Here is a 19,658-nt window from a genome sequence, read left to right as displayed (position 1 = left end):
AGGAGTGAAGAATATGAATCTTGTTTTAGGAATAATCGGAGTGATCGTAATGATCTATCTCTTTTGGTACTTGTTTGAGGGGGGAGAACGATGAGTAGCTATTTTGTGCAAGGCTTTTTATTTTTACTGATCTTACTAGCAGCAGCGGTTCCTTTGGGCTGGTATATCAAAGAAATCATGCAAGGAAAAACACCGCGGTTTGTCCGCTTTATTCAACCCATTGAACGGTTGACCTATCGAGTGATTGGTTCGGTCAGCAAAAAAGAAATGACCGCCAAAACTTATCTATTTTCAGTCTTGGCCGTCAGCGTCTTTTCCATCATCGGATTGACCGGATTATTGATGGTCCAGCACTGGTTACCGCAAGGGGCGGCCGTTGAGAATTTGTCCTTTGACTTAGCATTGAACACAGCCGTCAGTTTTGTAACGAACACGAACTGGCAAGCTTACGCTGGGGAAGAAGCACTGACCAATCTTTCCCAAGCATTAGGCTTAACGGTGCAAAATTTCTTATCTGCGGCAGTAGGACTAGCCGTACTTTGTGCATTGATTCGTGGGCTGCAGCAAAAACAAAAACGAACGGTAGGGAATTTTTGGCAAGACATCACCCGTTCCTTGCTCTATATCCTTTTACCACTCTCATTGATTTTAGCGATCTTGCTCCTGTCTCAAGGCGTCGTCCAAACGTTGAGCAGCGGCGTTGAAGTCAATGGATTTGAGGGAGAATCCTTTTGGATGGCGCTCGGACCGGTAGCGAGTCAAATCGCCATCAAGCAATTAGGGACCAACGGCGGCGGTTTTTTTGGTGCCAACGCTGCCCATCCATTTGAAAACCCAACGATGTTCAGTAATTTTTTAGAAAACTTAGCGATCTTGTTGCTGCCAGCTGCTGTGATTTTTGCCTTTGGCTTTTGGATCAAAGAGTGGAAACAAGGACGTACGATCTTGATCACCGCAACCGTCTTTTTGATCCTGGCTTTTATTGGCGTAGTGATCAGTGAAGCTTATGGGCCGCAATTCAGTCAAGTGCTTGGGAATGCCAACCTAGAAGGCAAAGAAGTACGTTTCGGTATCGGTTGGTCGAGTCTCTGGGCAGTGAGTACCACCGCCGCTTCCAGTGGATCAGTCAATGCCATGCTGGATAGTTTCACACCACTCGGGGGTGCGATCCCGATGTTCTTGATGCAGCTGGGGGAAATCATCTTTGGCGGTGTCGGTAGCGGACTTTATGGCATGATCGCTTTTCTATTATTGACGGTCTTTATCGCTGGTTTACTCGTGGGACGAACACCAGAATATATCGGTAAAAAAATCGAAGCCTTTGACATTAAAATGACGAGTATCGTTATTTTGACGCCATTGCTACTGACGCTTTTCGGGGCTATGTTGATGACCTTGCATCCTGACATCATGAGCTGGCTAACCAACCAAGGCGCCCATGGCTTTAGCGAATTGTTGTATGCAGCAACTTCCTTCAGCAACAACAACGGGAGTGCCTTTGGCGGCTTGACCGCAGATACTGTTTTCCTGAATAGTTTGGGTAGTATCTTGATGTTCGTTTCACGTTTCGTTCCCATCGCAGCCATCTTGTACATGGCAGAAAACATGGGGGCCAAAAAGAAAACCGTTCGTAATGAAGGAACCTTGTCAACCACGAGTCCAGTCTTTGTCACGATGCTAATCATTGTGATCATCGTGATCGGTGCACTGAGCTTTTTACCAGCGATGGCTTTAGGCCCAATCGCAGACTTTTTTACAATGAAATAGGAGAGAGAAAAAATGAAAAAAATCTATCAATGGGCGATCGGCGAATCCTTTAAGAAATTGGACCCTCGCCAACAAATCAAAAACCCCGTGATGTTTGTGGTTTACCTAGGGGCGATCTTGACAACGATTTTATGTTTTCAAGAACAAACGGTCCCGTTGTGGTTTAGCATCAGTGTGACCGTCTTCTTATGGTTGACTATATTGTTTGCCAATTTTGCCGAAGCAGTGGCAGAAGGGCGCGGCAAAGCACAAGCGGATAGTTTGAAGCAAGCCAAAAAAGACATCATGACCTACAAAGTCATGTCCTTGGAAGATGTCGCCAAAGAGGCTTTTATCGAAATCCGTTCCTCCGATTTGAAAAAAGGCGACTTGGTTTATGTTCCTTCTGGCGAACAAATTCCTGCCGATGGGGATGTCGTGGAAGGTGCTGCTTCGGTGGACGAAAGTGCCATCACAGGAGAATCAGCACCTGTCATTCGTGAATCTGGTGGCGACCGTAGTGCAGTCACGGGAGGAACCTTAGTCGTTTCCGATTACTTGGTCATTAAAGTGACCGCTGAAAATGGTCATTCTTTTTTGGATAAGATGATTGCGATGGTGGAAGGGACACAGCGGAAAAAAACACCCAATGAGATTGGCTTGCAGCTGTTCTTAGTGACACTGACCATCATCTTCTTGGCTGTTTCCATCACATTGATTCCCTTTACTGATTTTAGCAGTCAGTTATCTGGTCGGGGAACGGCGATTTCCAGTGTGATCGTGATCGCTTTACTGATTTGTCTCGCACCAACCACGATCGGCGCCTTGATTTCCTCGATTGGGATCGCTGGAATGAGCCGTTTGACCAAAGAAAACGTCATCGCCATGAGTGGACGCGCGATTGAAGCTGCAGGAGATGTGGATGTTTTGCTGCTGGATAAAACAGGAACCATTACTCTGGGAAACCGCCGGGCCAGCGAGTTCTTACCGGTACCGGGGGTCACCGCCAAAGAGTTAGCAGATGCAGCGCAGTTGGCATCTTTTGCCGATGAAACGGCAGAAGGACGCAGTATCGTAATTTTAGCCAAAGAAGCCTTCAATATTCGTGAACGGGTATTTCAGCAAGCTGATGTCCATTGGATCGATTTTAGTGCCAAAACACGGATGTCTGGGATCGACTATCGTGGTGATGAGATCCGTAAAGGAGCTGCTGATACGATCAAGCAATACGTGACGGCAAAAGGGCAGATCTATCCCACTGCATGTGACGAGATCGTGGAAAAAGTCGCTAAAGCTGGTGGAACCCCATTGGTCGTAGTGAAAAATGGCCAGGTACTCGGGGTCGTTTATTTAAAAGACATCGTGAAAAACGGCGTCAAAGAAAAATTTGCCGACATGCGAAAGATGGGCATCAAGACGATCATGATCACTGGAGACAACCCTTTGACGGCAGCTGCTATTGCTGCGGAAGCGGGCGTCGATGATTTCTTAGCCGAAGCAACACCAGAAAACAAAATGAACCTGATTCGCGAATATCAGGAAAAAGGGCATTTGGTGGCGATGACGGGGGATGGAACCAACGATGCACCCGCACTCGCCCAAGCCGATGTGGCAATGGCGATGAACACTGGTACACAAGCAGCCAAAGAAGCGGGCAATATGATCGACCTTGATTCCAGCCCAACCAAATTACTGCAAGTGGTGCAGATCGGTAAACAGCTGCTGATGACCCGTGGGGCATTGACGACCTTTAGTATCGCGAATGATATCGCCAAATATTTCGCAGTGATCCCTGTTCTGTTTTATGCGATTTATCCAGAACTCGCAGCGCTGAACATCATGAATCTTGGTAGTCCCTTAACGGCGATTTTGTCCGCAGTCATCTACAATGCAGTCGTGATCATCGCCTTGATCCCTCTGGCGTTAAAAGGGGTCAAATACCAAGAAAAACCAGCCAGCCAAATGCTGCGGCACAATCTTGTCGTCTACGGCCTAGGCGGCATTATCGCACCATTCATTTGTATCAAGCTAGTAGATTTGCTTTTGTCAGCTGTTCTACTATAAGAGAAAAGAGAAGTCCATCAGAGATAAAGAGTCATTTAGGAGGAAAACATGATGAAGAACACCCTCTTTGCCAGTATCAAATTTTTACTATTTAGTACCGTGCTATTTGGCGGTCTCTATACATTGTTGGTCACCGGTGTCGGACAAGTCTTTTTTGCCCATCAAGCCAATGGCAGTCAAATCGTGGAAGGTGGAGAGGTCAAAGGGTCTGAGCTGCTTGCGCAACCCTTTGACCAAGCAGGTTACTTCCAAGGCCGTGATCAAACTGTTTCACAATTGTCGCCCTATGATCCGACCAAAAAAAAGACTGTAGCTGAGCGGACAGCGGCGTTACTGGCAGAAAACCCAACCCAAACCAGTGTGCCGATCGATCTCGTGACCGCTTCGGGTAGTGGCGTTGATCCTGATATCAGTGTCGAAGCGGCACTTTTTCAACTGCCGCGGATCGCTGACACAAGAGGCATCGATGAACAAACAATTCATGATATAATAAACAGAAATAAAGTAGCTGATCTGTTCTCCACGAGAGAATATGTCAATATCATGACCTTGAATCAGCAGCTCGATCAATTACCCGAAGAATAGGGGGAAGCATCTATGAGTGAAAACAACCAGCAGACGATCCCAGAAGAGATGCTGCTGCAAGCCGGCTTTGGACCTAAACGTGGCAAACTACGGGTGTTTTTCGGTTTTGCTGCCGGTGTCGGAAAAACCTATACGATGTTAACCGAAGCCCATGAGTGTTTGCTCATGGGCAAAAATGTGGTGATCGGCTATATCGAACCCCACAAACGTCCCGATACCAATCGATTGCTTGAAGGGTTACCACAAGTACCATTAAAGCAATACCAGCACAAGCAATTGACCCTATATGAGCCGGATATCGATCGACTGATCCAACTAAAACCAGATATCGTCTTGATCGATGAGTTAGCACATACCAATCCCATTGGTGCGCGAAACAAAAAACGTTACCAAGATGTTGATGAACTATTGCATGCAGGAATCACCGTCTACACGACCATCAATGTCCAGCATATCGAAAGTCTGAATGACATCGTGGAAAAGGTCACGGAAGTGGAAGTCAGAGAAACTGTACCCGACACCTTTTTCCAGCACGCCAGCTTACGAGTGGTGGACGTTGAACCAGACGAACTGATTGATCGGTTGGAACAAGGCAAAATCTATGCCGATGAAAATGCCAAGCGGGCACTAAAAAACTTTTTTACGCCAGAAAAACTTGATCATTTACGTGGATTAGCGATCCAAAAAGCTTCCAATCATATCAATCAAATGAACGGCGGTCGAAAACGAGTCCAAAGCAAGCTTTTGACGATCATTGATGATCGCTTGCCGAAAATGGCAGAGAAATGCATTCGTTGGACCGCCCGCTTAGCCCAAGGAGTGGGGGCGGAATGGACGGTGATTCAAGTTCGATCGTTAGATGATACACCTACCGAGGTGCCATTGGCAGAGCGTTTGGGAGCAGAAGTCATCAACATCGAAGCGGATGACAGTTTTGAGACCATCGTAGAGTATGCCAAAATGACGGGTGCCAGTGACATTATCATGGGGAAACAGGTTTCTCAGAAGTGGTTCCAAAAATTGTTTGTCGAGGATTTGGAAGACCGCTTGATTCGGCGCCTTGATGATATTGAGATCCATTTGATTCCTTTTAAAGAAAAAATGCAGCGACCACGGCTGACGTTTTCGCAATTATTTGAAGGCGGTGGTCGAGATTTCAGCTTGACCTTTGGGCTGATCATGCTCGCTACCATAGTGACAGAAGGCATGCAGTACTTACATTTCGGCGATCAGAATTTGATGCTGGTTTATATCTTTTTTGTTCTCTTAGTGGCACGTTACACGAGTGGCTATCTATGGAGTGCCATGGCATCGATCATTAGTGTCCTTTCTTACAACTGGTTCTTTGTCGAACCTTTGTATTCCTTGACGGTCTATAAAGCAGGCTATCCAATCACATTAGTGATCATGCTGATCGTTGCCTTAATGATCAGTAATTTGATGGTTCGATTGAAGACCCAGGCAGAAAATGCCAAGGAAAAAGAGCATCAAATGGAGATATTGTATGAGTTGAACAAACAATACATGGAAACGCGGAATGAGCAAGACATTTATGAAAGTACGACCACCTATTTGGCACGCTTACTCCAGCGAGAAGTGGCGTTATATGACAGGGAAGGTCACTTGAGAAGTCTGCATTCTTCAAGAGAAACATTGTCTCAAATGACTGGCAAGGATGAGAAAGCCGTCGCTTTTTGGGTCGTGAAAAATCAAAAAGAAGCCGGTCGCGGCACAGATACTCTGATTGGTGCCAATGGATTTTACTTGCCGATCGTTTTAAACGGCAAACCACTAGGCGCCCTTGGGGTAGAACGCAACGAGGAGCATCAGTTGGCCAATAGTCAATTGAATTACTTGCGCCTTGTGATCACCCAAATTGCTACCGTGTTGGAGCAAGTCTCTCTGGCGAGTGAGAAAGAACAGATCCAATTAGAAAACGAACGGGAAAAAGTCCGCAGCAATCTACTGCGTGCGGTTTCTCATGACTTGCGGACGCCACTGACGACGATTTCTGGCATTGCCGAAACATTGAGCGAAACCGAAGGCGCGATCAAAAAGGAAACGAAACAAAAGCTGCTAGGAGATATCCAAAGTGAATCCCAGTGGTTGATCCGCATGGTCGAAAACTTACTGTCGGTGACCCGCATCAATTTGACTAACATGGCGGTCAAGCGCAGTGAAGAACCAATCGAAGAAATTATCGAAGCGGTTTTAACGCACCTAAAAAAAGTCTATCCGCAACAAAAAATCATCGTGAAGATGCCCGATCAGCTGATTTTTGTCAAAGTCGATCCAATCTTGATCGAACAAGCCTTGTTTAATTTGATTGAAAATGGCGTACGCCATGGAACCGCCGATACACCGATTTTCTTGCGAGTTTTTCAGGAGCAAGAAGTGGTCATTGAAATCGAGAACCAAGGGGAGATCCCCCTAGGGCAATACCAAAAAATCCAAGCGAATTTGACTAATGACACCGAAGTGCCGGTGGATTCCAAAAATGGACTAGGCATCGGACTGAGTATCGTTAAAACCATCATCCATGCCCATGAAGGCAAATTGGCGATCGAAACGAAAGCTGGCAGTACCATCTTTCGTATTTATTTAAAGCAGTAAGGAGGAAGAGCATGCAGCGACATTTTTTATTGATTGAAGATGATTCGAATATCGTTGATTTTATGGAGGTCGTCTTGCAAAGAGAACACTACAACTTTACGTCAGTTGGCACGGGCATGGAGGCATTGATGCTCTTGCAGGAAGAAACTATCGACTTCATCTTGCTGGATCTGGGCTTACCGGACATTGACGGCATGGAGCTGCTGAAAATCATTCGTAAGCGCATGAACACACCGATCATCGTGATCTCTGCCCGCAAAGATGAACAAGACAAAGTGCAAGCGTTAGACCTCGGTGCCGATGATTATGTAACAAAGCCCTTCAGTACCAATGAATTATTTGCCCGTATCCGCACGGCATTGCGGCACAAGGAGTCAGCTGCCTTTAGCAGCAGCCCGATTCTCGTAAACAAGGAGTTAACGATCGATTTTGAGAAGAAAATCCTGTACAAGAATCAAAATGAGATCCATTTGACCAAAAACGAATACCGCATCATGGCAGTAATGTTCAAGAATTTAGGCAAAGTCGTCACTTACGATACGCTGACCAGTGAAGTCTGGGGACCTTTTGCAGCGGATGCACAAACCTTACGAGTCAATATCTCAAACATTCGCAAAAAAATCGAAACCAATACGCTGCAGCCAGAATATTTGATCACTGAAATCGGTGTCGGGTATCGCTTGCGGGAGTATCCAGCAGAATCTTCTGTATAAGTTCGATTCAATCCTAAACAGCCTCCTCCTAAAATTTAGGAGGAGGCTGTTTACTTTCATTGCATCGATGACCATAGTATCCACTGCTTTATACCATTTGACAGTGCCAATCCAAAGGAAGATGGGACTGCACGAAGGGGAAAATGTCGCTCATTCAAATTTTGTATATTTGTCCTATATGTATTGCTGGGAAATATGTTGTTTGATCAGTTATACTTTTTTTATTAAACAGTTTCCAAAGGGTTCGTTAACTAACAGGTAGAAAAAAATAGGAAAAAGAGCAGCATCAACGATGCCACTCCATGGTGTTTTCGATTTCATTGGTATCAGAATCCAGTTGTTCAGAAACGATGGTAAAGCCGTTTTTGAGATAAAACGCAATAGCAGCTGTATTTTTTTGGTAGACATTCAGAGTCAGCTTCTCGTGTTCTGCTTGTGCTTTTTGTAAAAGCTGCTTGCCAATGCCGTGGGCACGATAGTCTTTCAAAACGAAAATACCAGCGATATAATCACCCAACATCCCGATGAAGCCGACGGGCTGATCATCCACCGAATAGGTGTAAATAAGGGCATCAGAGAAGGCTTTTTTCACAAAATCATAGTTATCTTGCCAATGGGCAGCCGAAATAAAGTCATGGGCATCCAAATTACTTTGCAGCCAAATCTGGGCGATGGTTTCTAATTCAGAATCAGTAAATTGGGTCACTTGTTGTATCATGAGATCCTCCGTTTTTATTCAGTATAGCATAGGTACATTGCTGATTGCTGCAAATAGCGGCACTTTTGTAGGCAATCGGTCAGGAGACGAACCGCTTGATAAGTAACGAAGGTTAAATGACGAAGAAAAGCAATCTTTTTCGTTGAAATATTCTAACAATTTTGTTTCAGCTAGATGTCAATTTCTTGCAGCCAGATGTTATTTGTGTGAAAACAACCCCAAGAATGAAATCTTTCGGTATGCTAGAGAAAGCGATAAGACACATCTAGTTAAGGAGAAAAAATGAAAAAGACACTTTTGGTTGCAAGTTCACTTGTTTTGCTGACGCTGCCTGTCGTGACGGTATCCGCAGACAGCTTTGATCAGAAGATCCAGCAGCAAAATGAAAAAATCAATGACATAAAAAATGAATCTACCTCATTAGAATCACTGAAACGCTCCACAGAGGCAGAGATTCAATCGATTGAAGGAGAAATCCAAGCAATCCTACAAAAGAAAACGACGACGGAAGAAGAAGTCAATTCCTTGGCACAAGAGATCCAAGTCCTTGAAGAAAAAATCATCAAGCGCACAGAGGTACTGGCTAATCAAGCGCGTGACATTCAAACGTCGGAACCTTCCAATCGGTTGTTCCAAAAAATCGTTGATGCTGAATCCATCGGAGAAGCCATTCAACGGGCGATCGCTTCAGTAACGATCATGAATGCCAGCAATAGCATCGTCGAACAACAGCAAGAAGATATCGCAACGAGCCAGCAATTGGAAAAAGAGTTGCAGGAACAATTGGTTGTGATCGAAGAGCAGTCAAACGCATTGCAAGGAAAACAAGCGGAATTAGCTGATGTCAAATTGAATCAAGAAGTTGAACTAGCGGACCTTGCCTTGGCATTGAACACCGAAGAAGAGAAAAAAGACCGATTGGAAGCGGACCAAGCAGAAGCAAAACGGCAACGAGAAGCAGCGTTGAAGCAACTGGCTGAGCAAGAAGCACAAGAAGCAAAAGCGCGCAAAGAAGCAGAAGAAGCAGCAAAACGCCAGCAAGCAGCAGAAGCCGAGTCAGCAAAAACTGCTGAAAATCCTGCCGTTCAACAAGCAGCAGTGGCAGCAGCACAGCCGAAGACGGAAGCAGCAGTGGCGCCAGAAACATCGGTGGCTCCAGAAAAAACTGCAGCTACTCCTGCACCTGTGAAGCAAGCAACTGAGCCAAAAGAACAAGCAAGCACAGGTGGATGGCAAATGCCAGTCGATTCGGTTCATATTTCGAGTCGTTTTGGGTATCGAACAGATCCAACAGGGGCATCAGGAAATCAACATAATGGCATCGACTTTACCGGGGGGACAGGAACACCGATCTATGCGATTCAAGCAGGCGAAGTTGTCGAAGCGGGCTATGGTCCGTCAACTGGTAACTATGTGATCATCAAACATGCCAATGGCATTTACAGCTACTACATGCACTTTAGTACACTGCCAGCTGTCTCGGTCGGACAAAGCGTCTCAGCTAGACAATATGTAGGCGGTATGGGAACGACTGGAAATTCAACTGGCGTCCATCTACATTTAGGGATGTCAACAAGCTTATGGTCAGGATTCTTTGATCCGGCACCAGAATTGGGCTTATAATAGTCAGAAAATCCGCAGAAGCGAACAGGCTTCTGCGGATTTTTTGGTTGCTATTCTTTTACGAAGTCTCAATTGGCTCAGCGCCAAAAGCGGGTCATCTCCGCTTTGTCTTTCAGGTTGAAAGCGATCATGTCTTCAATCAATGCTTGATCGATCGGCTCAGTCCACTTGATGCGAAAAATGTTATCCGTATGGCTGTAGCCAGCTTTTTCAATGGCATCGATAAACTGTTCAAGACACTTGGTTTCTGGAGAGACAGAAAAGTGCGGTTTTGAAACGCTGAAACCGATAATAAAGGTTTCATGGGCGGTGAACATCGGCTGATTCCATTTAATGACTGGAACGAGGTCAGGAAATTTCTTGGTAATAGCGGCAAATAAGGCACGCAGTTTTTCTTGTTTTACTGGATCTTCAATGCTGGTTAAGTAAGTTTCTAATACATCCATTGGGAGATCTCCTTTCGTTTTAAGGAACGAGTACAGGCAATGTCGATTAATAAAAATAACGCATGTTTGAAATCAACTATTTTGTTACTTAGAGTGTACTGTAAAGTTAGTAAGTTGACAAACCTGTTGCCTTGCATGGGGGATAAAGCCTTCAGAAACAAACATTTTTTGCAAAAAGTAACGCTAAAAACAACTTTTTTTCTGCTCGAACAAAAGCCAAACATCAGGAACATTCCAGTATTATCCTGCACGGTTCCTTGAGATCAGCTTAACTTTTCAGAAATAACAAATGAAAAAGCAGATTATTTTCAGAGAAAACTTTCAAAAAGAAATCGGTTGCATTCAACAAGAATTCTGCTAGAATATAACTTGTTCGAACAAGTTGTTGAGCGAAAGCAAAAAGAAAGGAGGAGGACTTGTGACCAAAAGGAAACCGGTAACCCAAGCAGCCAAGAAAGAATATGCAAACAAAAGTATGCGGTTTAATCGTTTTTTACTTTTTCGTTATATGACTGCGATCTTTTTCTTTGTCAATCTTTATTGGACCCTATTGACTCTGTCTCAATGGACATGGGCTGGTTTGATTCCCATTGCCTTATTGATCGTTGATGGACTTATACTTATTGAACAAACTCAAAAATATTGGCAGCAATCGAATCGTTTACTGGTGACAAAAATCGGATATTGGCTCCAATTCGGTGTCAATCTGATTGCAATTCTATTTATTTTGATCGGACAGCAAGCAACATTGATTCCTTTTATGAATCAATCGGGTAGAGGCATCTTACTTGCCTTGTTTACTGTCGGCATGATCGCGTGCCTGTTCATCCAGCGTAAAGCGTGGTTGATCGAGCATGACCGCGACAAATATTTCACGTATTTGACTACATTTGAAACTCAAGGAGGAACAGTCAATGGATTCAGAAAATAACAAAATGTTTGCCTTCTTGGACCGCTACTTAATGGGTCCAATGGGGAAAATCTCACAATTACGGATCGTTCGTGGGGTCATGGCAGCCGGGATGGCGTCGATTCCTTTCACTATTGTAGGATCTATGTTCTTGATCATCAGCGTTTTACCCCAAAGTTTTCCTGTATTAGAGGGCATTTGGAGCACATCATTTGATAAAGTAGTTAATCTATATATGCTGGGTAATACTGCAACAATGGGGATTTTAGCACTATATTTTTGTATTGTCTTTGGATATGAGTATACTAAGATTCAAGCACAAGAAGAAAAACTTGTTTTAAGTCCAGTCAATGGGGCATTGCTTTCAATGATGGCGTTCTTTATGTGCTTACCGCAACTAGTGTTTGAAGGCGGAGTAGCCACGCTAGTAGAAGTGATTTCTGACGATCAAAAAATCATTAATGGTTGGGAAATCGGAGGAGGCGTTACTCGTTTAGGAACAACTGGGATCTTTACAGCGATCATCATGGCGATCATTGCGGTAAAAATCTACGCGTTTTGTGTGAAGCGCAATATTGTCATCAAAATGCCTGATACAGTGCCTACAGGTGTTTCTTCCTCATTTACTGCTTTGATTCCTACAGCGCTAATCGCACTTACTGTAATCGTCATCAATGGTGTATTAGTCGCAATGGGCACAGATATTTTCAAAGTCATTGCGATTCCTTTTAGTTTCGTGACGCAATTGACCAGTACTTGGGTCGGACTACTTGTTATCTACTTCTTCATGCATGCGCTCTGGATCGTGGGTATTCATGGGGCAACGATCGTGACCTCATTCTTGACGCCAATCGTATTGTCGAATATGGTGGAAAACCAAAATGGTGCCAACATTGCCTTTGCGGGTGAGTTTAACAATAGTTTCGTAACGATCGGTGGTTCAGGAGCGACGTTAGGAATGGTGATTTTCATCGCCTTCTTTGCAAAATCAGCGCAGTTAAGTGCTTTAGGAAAAGCAGCGATCGTGCCATCCTTCTTCAATATCAATGAACCGATTTTGTTCGGGATGCCAGTGGTATACAACCCGTACACAGCGATCCCATTCTTCTTAGCACCGATGGTTTCAATGTCCGTTGCTTATTTTGGCATCAACTTAGGCTTTGTTAACCCACCGATTGCCCAAGTAGCGTGGCCGACCCCAATTGGCTTATCCGGCTTTATTGGTTCAGGTGGTGACTGGCGTGCCTTTGTCTTAGCAATCATCTGTGCAGTCGTTGCTTTCTTGATTTGGTTCCCATTCATCAAAATGTATGATGGCAAATTATACAAGGACGAACAAGCAAACGCAACGAAGGCATAATCAATCCGTTTTTTTGATAAGCCGGCTATGAAAAATAGCTGGCTTTTTTTACGCCAAAGATCATAATAGTAGTAGAGAATCCGAAGGAAAGGAGTAGGCAGATGACGAAACTCAGTATTGAAGACTTAGCAGCAGAATTGATCAGAAAGATCGAAGCCGGTGATATTGGAAATGAGCAGGGGAAGATGCCTAGTGAACGAGAGCTTTTGGCAATTTATCCAGTTTCTCGTTATACGTTACGCCAAGCCCTCAATAAGTTGAGCAAGATGGGCTGGATCTACCAGATGCAAGGCCGCGGCTCTTATATTCGTTTTCATAACAACCAAAAACCGACCATTGAACAAGGTGATCTTGGCTTCAATGAAGACTTGACACGGGGCGAGAAAAACATTCGAACGGTCAAAGCCTCAAAGCGACTGGTCAAAGTATCAGAGGCGTTGTTTCTCCCAAGTCAAAAACAATTTGCGAAAGATCAGCACTTTATCGAAGTCCAACGGTTTCGCACGCTAGATGACAAACCGTATTTGATTGAGCGTTCCTATTATATACCTGAAATCGTAGGGGAGATCTCCGAAACAATGATGGAGGGGTCAATGTTCCAAGCTTTGGCAGAAGAAAAACAACTGACAGTTGCCTTCATCGACAAGTTCATCCAAAGCAAACCGCTATCACAGGAACAAGCTGCGTTTTTTCATCTAGAAGAAGGCATGCCCGCACTGATCGTACGAGACGACAGCTATCTGAGAAATGGGGAGCTATTAGCCTTTTCGATGATCCATTATGATTATCGGATGGCGACATTATACATGCATAAAAAGTTATTCGTTTAAAGCAAACTGATTTTCAAGAAACGGTTCTTTCTTTTTTTGAAGGCAAGAGAAAAGCAGCCCATCAGGGAGAAAAAAGACTTACAGTTGCTGAGCAGCGGACTGGAACCGGCTTTCAAACTGAGAGAAAAAGGATCGCTTCCAATGGATGAAAGATGACTGAGCAGTAAAACTATATAATAGGTAAAGAATCGATCAGCGACCTTGGCTTATAAGGTCGCTGTTTTTTTTTGAGGGGATTGATCGGCGGTTAGGAAGGCGTGATTGTTGATTTAAGATAAAGATCGTTTAAAGAAGACTATTCGTTTCCTTAATACGAGGATATTTTGCTCATTTTTTAACAATATCATGTGGATAACCGACTTGCTCTGACAAATATTTCATCAAGTGAAGAAATATCTGATTTTTCAATCTGTTTTTGCTTTGATACTATCAAATAGACAGCAGATGTTTTGCGAACGGAAGCCGTCTTTTCGTTTAATGGCTATTTTATTGAGAAACAGGCCGATTCACTGACTTGATTTCTATCCTCCAAAATAAATGGAGGTCGTGGAAATCATGGGGTGTGGTGGTTTTGCTTTCTTTTTTTGAACGAATGATGGCAAGAAGGAAACGGACATCACTGCTCAAAAGGTCACAGCAGAAACGTCAGCTCGTTTGAAAGAACGACCGCGGATAGAACAGCAAAAGTGCAACTTTTCACGAAAGCAGACGAACAAGCAGACCAATTTGTAGACACACTAAATTGTTAACGAATCAAATCATCGATGAGTGAGGAATCAGGAGGGGTAACATGGCATTATTTCGCAAAAAGAAAGATGAAGAAACTTACGAAGGCGTTCATGTCTACGACGAGGAATATGATGAAGAAGAGTACGACGAAGACGAGTACGATGATGAAGAATATGATGACGATGAGTATGACGATGAAGAATATGAGGACGACGAGTACGAGGACGATGAGTACGATGATGAAGAATACGAGGAAGACGAGTATGACGATGATGCCCAAGAAGAGCTGCTGGCATTAGAAAATACCGTTTCACAACTGACCAAGACCGTCGAACATTTGACCAAGCAATTGGAAAACAAACAAGAATCCATCAATCGGATGGCTTCGCAAGCGACGCAACAAGAAAGTATCATTTATGAAAATAAGCAGCTGCAAATGCGTTACAACGAGTTACAGCAGCAGTTAAAAGAAGCAGAACGTCAACAAGAAGCCCTCAAAACCAATTATGAGCAGGAAATTGAGCAGTTGACGAGTCAAGAAGACGAATTGATCGAAGTGGAAGAAGAGCTCGAACAATTGCGTCAAAGAGAAGATGAACTGCTAAAAGAATTAGAAGAAAAAAGCAAGCAAGTCCAAGCTTTTGAAGAAAAAGCGATTCATTTAGAAGAAAAAGCGGCGATAATCGAAAACTACAAATTAAAAGAAGTCGAAAGCATGCGCCGGATCACTTCGCTTGAAAATGAAAATCAACAGTTGAACTTGCGCTTGCAAGAAGCGGAAGCGAAATATCGGGATCTCGAACGTTCAAGAGTCGAACAATTGGCGGATAAGAATGTCTTACAGCGTGACTTGGAACGTGAGCTGGCAAAGGTCGAACAAATGAAGGACGAGCTGGCGACGATTTTGATCGAAGCAAAAGAAAAAGCACGGGAAACCGCTGCTGAAGCAGAACTGGAAGCCGACAGAAGACGTCAGATGGCGGAAAATGAAGCCCACAAGATCATTTCAGAAGCATCGATGGAAGTGATGAAAATCCGTCAAGAGATCAAGCAATACCAAGAACGACTTACGACGTTTCATCATGAATCGAAAGGGTTGTTTGAGCAGTTGATCCAGCATAGCAAAGTGTTGAATCTGCCAGACTAAAAAGAAGGTTATGAGTCGGAATAGACGAAAAGGTCTGCTAAATAATTTCCGAGAGCGACACGACAAAGGAGGGAAACCCACTAGGACCATATATGCTGTATAAGAAATCACAGGCAACAACTACGACTTGATTTCTTATGAGCATGTTGGTTATTGGGACGAATGTGACGAATGATATTTTAAAAATTGCCATCTATCCAACCTTGAGTCCAAATCTTGAGGAATTATTTTACAAACAAGAGGCACTTCCATCAGTAATCACTGCCTGTGACAACCTCTATCAAAAAAAGTGGCCGCTCAAATCGTCGATTCGCAAACAAGTGACGCATTACTTTGAGCAATTTTATTCCATCGAAGCCTTCACCCATCATATCGAGATGGAGATCTTACGGAAAAAAATCGATTACTCAAAATTACGCATTCCATTGGAACAGCAATTTCCTCAGTTTGTGTGGACGCAAATCGGCATCAATCATGTGTCCGATGAGAAAAGCAATTTGTTTTTGGAGTTTGTACCAATCGCATACACAGAAGAAGAGTTTCCCTTTACGATGCAGTTGCATGCTAGCTTGCAGCAGCAAGCCCCCGCTGGTGTAAGTGATGCGAACGACTTTAAAGAGCAACTGGTAAAAATCGTACAAAGCGTGATCGACGAACAAAATGTCACGTTTGTGAGTCGCCCGAAAGCGCAAGTCCATGAAGAAAAACGTCAGGGCAAAACCAATGCAATGAAAAAAGAACTGGAAGACACGCTCGAGTTCCAAAAGGTCAGTGCGGATGAGCCACCAAAGTTCAAAAAGAAAGTTCGAAAAAAAAGCAGCAAAAAAAAACAGTCAAAAAAAGCCAAGCAATTGTCCAAAGTCAACGCCAATGAATTAGCGTTGGAGGAAGAGGCGAAACGAGAACGAGCAAGCAAAGAGCGCTTGCGCTTGGCCAATCAAAAGCTTGAGATCTACATCGAAAACTTAGAAGCCTCTTTGATCAAAAATAGTATCCACTATTTAAACAGCTTGACCGATGAAGAAGACGAGAACTGGCATACGCAATTGAAAATCAGCTTACGAGAATATACCTATCTTTTTCAAAAAGCCAAATACCTCGAACAGGTTTGGCGCATCAATGACAATCTCGTACAAAAGATCGAAAAAATGACGTTGAACGAAAAAGAATTGACCTATGAGAGAGGGCAAGTGCAGCAAGTGGTCGACAACAACCTATCTGCTAAAGATATCAGTTTAGTTTTTTATGAATGCAGCGTGATTGAATCACGAGTCAAATTGTATGAGCGACCATGGTTTAGAAAACCTTACGCACGCATTATGAAGATGGACTATGACAATCTTTTACGAAAAGCCGCTTACTTTGATCTTCTCCAAAGCGAAAGCTATCTATTAGAAAAAAAAGCATTGATCGAAGGCAATACAGACGTTAGGAGCAGTCTATGAGAACCCAAAAGCAAAAACAACGATTCTTATTCTTATACCGCATCTACTTTATTGCTTCTTTGATCCCATTAGCGGTATTTTTGCAGCTGACCGCCTATTTTTATCTCTCTGCCTTTCGAGAATATGTCACTATCAGTCACTTGTTTTTACTCGCTCTTTTGCTAGGTTTTACGATGTATTTGCGGAACAATGCCTTTCATTATCAATTGCTGCTTGTGCAGCTTGAGAAAAATGAAAGCAAAGACCATGAACGACCAAAAAAAGGCACCAGCAAGAACAGCCCCAAGGAGGAGGATCAAGAAGATGAAAAAGCCCAGAAGAAACGTAAAAAGTCTGTTAGCGATCGGAGCATTTATCGGAATCATCAATAATCAAACGATTTCTGAAGCCATGGTTCGATCGATCTTAGGTGTAGAACCATCTACTTATATGGAAACCATCGATGCACAACGAGAAAGTCGTGGGCAATCGATAACGGATGCCCTCCGACCGGTCTCTTACGAAGGAGCTGACAGGATAACGGAGCAACTTGATACTCCTCCAGAACAAACAAAAGAAACCCTTCCAGAAGAAGCGGAGCAGGGCGAAAAAGGAACGGAAGTCCAAGTCGTAAATGATGTGGAACGACCGGCAGACGAGGGACAGACAGACGAGGAAGAAATGGAGAGCGGCACGGATGAAACAGAAAATCAAGAGGCCGAAGACGTTCCGTCGACGCCAGATCCTTCAGAAGGCGATCAACAGCCGAATCAGCCTGCTGGACCTGAAACGAATGAGCAAGAAACCAACGATACCAACAGCAGCAACAATAGCGGAAACAACCAATCAAATGGGAATCAAACCAATCAGGACAAAGAAAAAGAGCCCGATCCAATCACTGAAGAACCCGAATCGCCGATCGATGAAGAAGAGCGGGAAAGCAACTTTCAATTTTCGGTTTCTCGTAATCTAACGACACAACAATTCATCAATGAGATTGGTTCTGACGCGCAGGATGTTGCCTATAACAATGATCTTTATGCTTCAGTGATGATCGCACAAGCCATCTTGGAGACTGGCTCAGGAAATAGTGCCTTATCCAGTCCGCCAAACCACAATCTCTTTGGCATCAAGGGCAGCTTTCGTGGGCAAAAAGTGACCTTCAATACGCAAGAAGATGATGGAAGTGGTGCGTGGTATACGATCTCTTCCAATTTCCGTAAATACCCAAGTTACCGTGAATCCATCGAAGATTACGCTCGCTTACTAAGAGGAGGCATCACAGGCAACCCGCGCTTTTATGCCCCCGTTTGGAAAGAAAATGCCCCAACTTATCGGGAAGCAACTGCGTGGTTGACAGGGCGCTATGCTACGGACATCCATTATGACCAAAAGCTGAATGCGTTGATTGAGGCCTATGATCTAACCATTTATGATAATGAGCCGACCGAAGAGATTTTGGAAGAGATTGAACGCACACGTGCACAAGCAATCGAAGCAGCCCGCAAGGAAGAAGCGGAGACGACCCGTTCGTTGTTTGAAGACTTGCAAAGAAGCGCGGCAAATCGTCGAGGCTCAGGGAATTTGCCAGCGTCCATTCGGACCGTCAAGGATCGCTTGCAGGAAAATGCCAATGCCAATACTTATGCAAACCAATTAAGAGGGATGGAACGAGCGGGCAGCGAGGTAGATGCCAATGAGTAATCAGTCGCAAGCACCTAGAAGAAAAAAACGTCCGCCACAGCCTGCCAAACGTGAAAAAAAACGAGACCAATCAGAGGATACACCGAGAAATCCCCGAATCGAAAAGTTTCAGGCGCAAGGAAAGCAAGCCAGCCCTTCTAGTGGCAAGAAACGACCAAAAAAGCCGACCCAAAAAGAACCGACAGGACAGGCGCCTGTGAAAAAGAAACGAAAAAAAGCGGCTGGCACAGCGAATCGCCCCAAATTACCGACCGAAAAGCAGCATCCTAGCAAGCAAAAAGAAAGAGCAGCTGCCAGTACGACCAGTGAAGCACCACGCAAAAAGAAAAAGCGTCCACCGCAGCAAGCACGACCAAGTCAGCACAACGAGCAGGGGAAAATCAAAAAATCAAGTCATCCTAATGCCAAATCAAAAGGGACCCACAAGCACGGCAAAAAACCAGCGGAAGTTTCCCAGAAACGACGTCCCCCGCAAAAAGGCAAAGCCGCGACGAAGAAACCAACAGCCAAAAAGAAATCTGGCAATCTCGTACTGAAAATCATCTATCTGATTTTCTTGGTTTGTAGCATGACTGTCCTATTTACGTTTATCGGCTTATATGTGACTGATCAAAACGAAATGACAGTTTTTAATCATCGGGTGGTGCGTTTATCAGATAATGGGATGGCGAATCTTGACAGCTCCGCATTACGCACACAAGATTTGATCATTTTAAGAGAACAAGCCTTCACTCAAGTACAGCCAAACGGGCTCGCGGTCTTTACAAATGGCTCAGGAACCGGCTATATTGCTCGCCGAGTACTATCGATCGAGGCTGACGAAGAGCAGGGCTATCATTTATCCGTCATTGGTGATGGACAGGCATTTGGGGAAGAAGCCATCGAAGCAGACCGTTTCGTTGGAGAAGTCTCAATGAGTATCAACCATGTAGCAGATGTGTTTCGTTTTATTGATCAAAACTTGATATTATCCATCATCTTCTGTGTATCATTGATCGCCTTATTCATTCTATTAGGCATTTATCTCTTTACTTGAGAGCCGTCAT

16 protein-coding genes are annotated in these 19,658 nt (G+C 44.1%); 14 read left to right on the top strand and 2 right to left on the bottom strand.

Features of this window, described 5'->3' with window-relative positions:
* Nucleotides 1-90: 90 nt before the first annotated feature.
* Genes kdpA through IGK63_RS10115 form a run of 5 tightly spaced genes read left to right on the top strand, consistent with a single transcriptional unit; the run spans nucleotide 91 to nucleotide 7,721 of the window.
* Complete coding sequence (kdpA, locus tag IGK63_RS10135; protein WP_016613481.1) at nucleotides 91-1,767, top strand: potassium-transporting ATPase subunit KdpA; 1,677 nt, start codon at nucleotides 91-93, stop codon at nucleotides 1,765-1,767.
* A 12-nt stretch (nucleotides 1,768-1,779) separates the two neighbouring features.
* A complete protein-coding gene (gene kdpB / locus IGK63_RS10130) occupies nucleotides 1,780-3,810 on the top strand; it encodes a potassium-transporting ATPase subunit KdpB (protein WP_016613480.1) in 2,031 nt (676 codons plus the stop codon).
* 48 nt (nucleotides 3,811-3,858) lie between these two features.
* Nucleotides 3,859-4,395, top strand: coding sequence for a potassium-transporting ATPase subunit C (locus IGK63_RS10125; protein ID WP_016613479.1), 537 nt, complete (start codon nucleotides 3,859-3,861; stop codon nucleotides 4,393-4,395).
* 12 nt (nucleotides 4,396-4,407) lie between these two features.
* Nucleotides 4,408-7,008 (top strand): sensor histidine kinase, encoded by a 2,601-nt coding sequence (locus IGK63_RS10120; RefSeq protein ID WP_086299311.1) that lies wholly within the window; start codon nucleotides 4,408-4,410, stop codon nucleotides 7,006-7,008.
* An 11-nt stretch (nucleotides 7,009-7,019) separates the two neighbouring features.
* The gene (locus IGK63_RS10115) at nucleotides 7,020-7,721 is read left to right on the top strand and encodes a response regulator transcription factor (protein ID WP_016613477.1); all 702 of its coding nucleotides are present in this window, start codon (nucleotides 7,020-7,022) and stop codon (nucleotides 7,719-7,721) included.
* 286 nt (nucleotides 7,722-8,007) lie between these two features.
* On the opposite strand, the gene IGK63_RS10110 is transcribed toward IGK63_RS10115, so the two are convergent.
* Nucleotides 8,008-8,439: a GNAT family N-acetyltransferase gene (locus IGK63_RS10110; RefSeq protein ID WP_016613476.1), complete on the bottom strand. Its 432-nt coding sequence runs from the start codon at nucleotides 8,437-8,439 to the stop codon at nucleotides 8,008-8,010.
* 282 nt (nucleotides 8,440-8,721) lie between these two features.
* Between IGK63_RS10110 and IGK63_RS10105 the strand changes: the two genes are divergently transcribed.
* Nucleotides 8,722-10,062, top strand: a complete 1,341-nt coding sequence (locus tag IGK63_RS10105) for a peptidoglycan DD-metalloendopeptidase family protein (RefSeq protein WP_016613475.1) — start codon at nucleotides 8,722-8,724, stop codon at nucleotides 10,060-10,062.
* A gap of 77 nt (nucleotides 10,063-10,139) precedes the next feature.
* On the opposite strand, the gene IGK63_RS10100 is transcribed toward IGK63_RS10105, so the two are convergent.
* Entirely contained in the window at nucleotides 10,140-10,508 is a 369-nt protein-coding gene (locus IGK63_RS10100) for an iron chaperone (RefSeq protein WP_005235074.1), read from the bottom strand.
* A gap of 418 nt (nucleotides 10,509-10,926) precedes the next feature.
* On the opposite strand from IGK63_RS10100, the gene IGK63_RS10095 reads away from it, so the two are divergent.
* The 8 genes from IGK63_RS10095 (at nucleotide 10,927) to IGK63_RS10060 (ending at nucleotide 19,648) form a co-directional block, all read left to right on the top strand.
* Complete coding sequence (locus tag IGK63_RS10095) at nucleotides 10,927-11,439, top strand: hypothetical protein (protein WP_034872259.1); 513 nt, start codon at nucleotides 10,927-10,929, stop codon at nucleotides 11,437-11,439.
* Nucleotides 11,423-12,778: a PTS cellobiose transporter subunit IIC gene (gene celB / locus IGK63_RS10090; RefSeq protein ID WP_016613472.1), complete on the top strand. Its 1,356-nt coding sequence runs from the start codon at nucleotides 11,423-11,425 to the stop codon at nucleotides 12,776-12,778. The genes IGK63_RS10095 and celB overlap by 17 nt, the downstream gene beginning before the upstream one ends.
* A 101-nt stretch (nucleotides 12,779-12,879) precedes the next feature.
* Entirely contained in the window at nucleotides 12,880-13,608 is a 729-nt protein-coding gene (locus tag IGK63_RS10085; protein WP_008378710.1) for a GntR family transcriptional regulator, read from the top strand.
* A gap of 790 nt (nucleotides 13,609-14,398) precedes the next feature.
* Nucleotides 14,399-15,484, top strand: a complete 1,086-nt coding sequence (locus IGK63_RS10080) for a DivIVA domain-containing protein (protein ID WP_422705854.1) — start codon at nucleotides 14,399-14,401, stop codon at nucleotides 15,482-15,484.
* Between the two features lie 137 nt (nucleotides 15,485-15,621).
* Nucleotides 15,622-16,929 (top strand): hypothetical protein, encoded by a 1,308-nt coding sequence (locus tag IGK63_RS10075; protein ID WP_008378705.1) that lies wholly within the window; start codon nucleotides 15,622-15,624, stop codon nucleotides 16,927-16,929.
* Nucleotides 16,926-17,300, top strand: a complete 375-nt coding sequence (locus IGK63_RS10070; RefSeq protein ID WP_005235091.1) for a hypothetical protein — start codon at nucleotides 16,926-16,928, stop codon at nucleotides 17,298-17,300. The genes IGK63_RS10075 and IGK63_RS10070 overlap by 4 nt, the downstream gene beginning before the upstream one ends.
* Nucleotides 17,233-18,612 (top strand): glucosaminidase domain-containing protein, encoded by a 1,380-nt coding sequence (locus tag IGK63_RS10065; RefSeq protein ID WP_034872257.1) that lies wholly within the window; start codon nucleotides 17,233-17,235, stop codon nucleotides 18,610-18,612. The genes IGK63_RS10070 and IGK63_RS10065 overlap by 68 nt, the downstream gene beginning before the upstream one ends.
* Nucleotides 18,605-19,648, top strand: a complete 1,044-nt coding sequence (locus IGK63_RS10060; RefSeq protein ID WP_008378699.1) for a hypothetical protein — start codon at nucleotides 18,605-18,607, stop codon at nucleotides 19,646-19,648. Before IGK63_RS10065 ends, IGK63_RS10060 begins: the two co-directional genes overlap by 8 nt.
* Nucleotides 19,649-19,658 lie beyond the last annotated feature (10 nt).

It is taken from the genome of Enterococcus sp. AZ040, assembly GCF_050499185.1.
Classification (GTDB): domain Bacteria; phylum Bacillota; class Bacilli; order Lactobacillales; family Enterococcaceae; genus Enterococcus_D; species Enterococcus_D entomosocium.
This window is presented reverse-complemented; position numbering and strand designations above follow the sequence as displayed.

Bases quoted from the DNA above. Each gene is read 5' to 3' on its own strand.
- IGK63_RS10085 (WP_008378710.1), top strand. From the start codon at position 12,880: ATGACGAAACTCAGTATTGAAGACTTAGCAGCAGAATTGATCAGAAAG.
- IGK63_RS10115 (WP_016613477.1), top strand. From the start codon at position 7,020: ATGCAGCGACATTTTTTATTGATTGAAGATGATTCGAATATCGTTGAT.
- IGK63_RS10080 (WP_422705854.1), top strand. From the start codon at position 14,399: ATGGCATTATTTCGCAAAAAGAAAGATGAAGAAACTTACGAAGGCGTT.
- kdpB (WP_016613480.1), top strand. From the start codon at position 1,780: ATGAAAAAAATCTATCAATGGGCGATCGGCGAATCCTTTAAGAAATTG.
- IGK63_RS10110 (WP_016613476.1), bottom strand. From the start codon at position 8,439: ATGATACAACAAGTGACCCAATTTACTGATTCTGAATTAGAAACCATC.
- celB (WP_016613472.1), top strand. From the start codon at position 11,423: ATGGATTCAGAAAATAACAAAATGTTTGCCTTCTTGGACCGCTACTTA.
- kdpA (WP_016613481.1), top strand. From the start codon at position 91: ATGAGTAGCTATTTTGTGCAAGGCTTTTTATTTTTACTGATCTTACTA.
- IGK63_RS10060 (WP_008378699.1), top strand. From the start codon at position 18,605: ATGAGTAATCAGTCGCAAGCACCTAGAAGAAAAAAACGTCCGCCACAG.
- IGK63_RS10100 (WP_005235074.1), bottom strand. From the start codon at position 10,508: ATGGATGTATTAGAAACTTACTTAACCAGCATTGAAGATCCAGTAAAA.
- IGK63_RS10105 (WP_016613475.1), top strand. From the start codon at position 8,722: ATGAAAAAGACACTTTTGGTTGCAAGTTCACTTGTTTTGCTGACGCTG.
- IGK63_RS10075 (WP_008378705.1), top strand. From the start codon at position 15,622: ATGAGCATGTTGGTTATTGGGACGAATGTGACGAATGATATTTTAAAA.
- IGK63_RS10125 (WP_016613479.1), top strand. From the start codon at position 3,859: ATGATGAAGAACACCCTCTTTGCCAGTATCAAATTTTTACTATTTAGT.
- IGK63_RS10065 (WP_034872257.1), top strand. From the start codon at position 17,233: ATGAAAAAGCCCAGAAGAAACGTAAAAAGTCTGTTAGCGATCGGAGCA.
- IGK63_RS10070 (WP_005235091.1), top strand. From the start codon at position 16,926: ATGAGAACCCAAAAGCAAAAACAACGATTCTTATTCTTATACCGCATC.
- IGK63_RS10120 (WP_086299311.1), top strand. From the start codon at position 4,408: ATGAGTGAAAACAACCAGCAGACGATCCCAGAAGAGATGCTGCTGCAA.